Here is a 1,770-nt window from a genome sequence, read left to right on the forward strand (position 1 = left end):
CATAGAACCACCTCAAAAAAGCTAAACAGTTTTCGTGGCGTTTCGTAGTTCAGATTTTGGTTTTCAAGAGCGGGATGAATTTCTGAGACATGTTCTAAAACCAAAATCTGAACTGCGAAAAGGGACTTGTAAGAGATCTATGATTAGGGAATTAAAAAGGCTAGCTTATGCTAACCTTGAATTTAGTACCTGCTACTGTAAGAGTGATTTTACCATCTGGATATGAGGTCTATAAACACTATATGAATTGTTTTATATCCAAACTTATAGCCTAATCATAGTAGTAATTTAGATTAAATTATAAGTTTAGCCAGCCTAGCTTTATTGAGGGGTATCGCAGAATTTGGTGTTTGAGGGGGTAAAAAAGACGGCGTAAACTGACCAACACACATCAATAAAAAAGTTGGAGTCTACACCGTGAAAAGTATCATCGATAATGTCATATCCCTATCCGAAAATCCAAGAGATTTACTCACCAGAGTCCTAAGAGATGGCGCTCAGAGAATGCTGACCGCTGCTATCGAATCTGAGGTAGATGACTACCTGAAAGACGTTAACTCTCAGGAAATCCGGGTGACGCGTAATGGCCACGCTCCCACCAGGAAAGTTCAGACAGGACTAGGCGAACTTGACGTTTCGAGGCCCAAGCTAAGGAAAAAGCCTGGTACCAGTGTAGCTGGTTTTGAAAGCAAGGTATTACCTCCATACCTTCGCAAATCGAAAAGTATTGAAGAACTGATTCCATGGCTTTATTTAAAGGGTATTTCTTCCTCCGATATGGAATCGGCGCTGAAACCCCTCCTCGGGCAACACCTGAAAGGATTCTCAGCGTCCACTGTAACTCAGCTGAAATCGAAATGGCTTGAAGAGTACGACCAATGGCAAAACTCAGCTTTAGCAGACAGGATCGTATACCTCTGGGCCGATGGTGTCTATTTCAATATTCGTCTTGGTGAAGACCAGAAAATGTGTATCCTCGTCATTATTGGGGCAACAGCCAAAGGCGAGAAAAAGCTCCTTGGTATCGAAGCGGGGTATAGGGAGTCGAAAATAAGCTGGACGGCACTTCTGGAAAGAATTCGCGACAGAGGAATGGTAACACCACCTAAGCTCGCTATCGGCGATGGTGCCATGGGTTTCTGGGCAGCGATGGATGAAACCTTTCCAACAACAAAGCATCAGCGATGTTGGGTTCATAGAACAGCAAATGTTTTGGATAGCATAACCAAACCCAAGCAGCCTGAAGCAAAAAGAATGATCCATGATATCTATCAAGCCGAGTCAAAACAAGAGGCCGAGAAGGCCTTTAAGCGCTTTGAAAAGTCTTTTGGACCAAAGTTCCCGAAAGCAGTTGCCAAGCTGGTCAAAACCAAAGAGAAAACGTTAGAATTCTATAATTTCCCGGCAGAGCACTGGTCCCATATCAGGTCAACCAATCCAATCGAGTCAATGTTTGCTACGGTTAGACTGAGGACTCGCAAGACCAAGGGATGTGGCAGTACTAAGGCAACCATTGCCATGGTTTTTCAGCTTTCCAGATGTGCAGAGGCTCGATGGAGGAGGCTTAATGGGCCGGAATTTATGGCGGATATAATTGATGCTAGATTTAAATTTGTTGACGGGGTAAGAGAGGATGTCAGCGCCGATCGGCTAGACGTCTCAAACACCAAAACTTGATATATCCCCCGAAAAAACGGATACCGAACTAAGCTACTTTCTCAAATTCAACTAGATAGTTACCACTAATTTTTAAGTTATCGGTGAAACGAT

Annotated in this window: 1 protein-coding gene; it reads left to right on the forward strand. The window is 43.4% G+C overall.

The window, feature by feature from the left end; all coding sequences use genetic code 11:
- Positions 1 to 417 precede the first annotated feature (417 nt).
- On the forward strand, positions 418 to 1,677 hold the full coding sequence (locus HRU21_13330; protein ID NRA43265.1) for an IS256 family transposase: 1,260 nt from the start codon (positions 418 to 420) through the stop codon (positions 1,675 to 1,677).
- The last annotated feature ends 93 nt before the right edge of the window (positions 1,678 to 1,770 follow it).

It is taken from the genome of Pseudomonadales bacterium (assembly GCA_013215025.1).
Classification (GTDB): domain Bacteria; phylum Pseudomonadota; class Gammaproteobacteria; order Pseudomonadales; family DT-91; genus DT-91.